Genomic DNA, 646 nt, shown 5'->3' with positions numbered 1-646 from the left:
TGCCCATCTTCTACCTTTGGGATTCTTCGTTGCGACGGGTCTCGGTATCGGCCTAGTTGCAGAGGGATTTCGTAACGAACTGGAGAGGGTGGTTGCCGCCGAGAAAGCGAAAACGGTTCTTCTCATGGAGTTGGCGCATCGCACGAAGAACAATTTAGCCATGATATCCGCGATGATGCGATTGCAGGCCAAGCAGGCCGGCGTCAGCGCGGCCGACGCGCTCGGCGACATGGCCTCACGCATCCAGGTGATGGCAAAGGTCTACGATCACCTCACGATCAGGGCCGAGCGGAAGGTCGTCGATGCCAAGCAGTATCTCACAGAAATATGCCAGCATCTTTCCGCGTCACTCACTGGGACAAGCCCTGTAGCGATCACGGCTCGGGCGGATGAGCTGTATATTCACAGCGAGCAGGCCGTCCCAATCGCGATCATCGTCAATGAGCTTGTTACGAACAGCCTAAAGTATGCCTTCCCGGACGAGCGGCCGGGTCATATCCACGTCGACCTTCATACCGATGGCGAAGTGGTCCTTAGTGTGAGTGACAACGGCGTCGGCATCCGAACGCAGCAGCCGGAAGGCGTCGGATCGCGGGTTGTATCTCTGCTATCACAGCAACTCGGCGGCATGATCGATTACGAAAAT

The 646-nt window shown here is 56.8% G+C and carries 1 protein-coding gene; it reads left to right on the top strand.

Going from position 1 to position 646, the window contains the following annotated elements; translation table 11 throughout:
* Positions 1-646 (top strand): sensor histidine kinase (locus ACZXDY_RS46260; protein WP_464350066.1); only part of this gene is annotated, 646 nt, incomplete at both ends.

The sequence above is a fragment of the Bradyrhizobium sp. LeoB3 genome (assembly GCF_055456055.1).
This window is presented reverse-complemented; position numbering and strand designations above follow the sequence as displayed.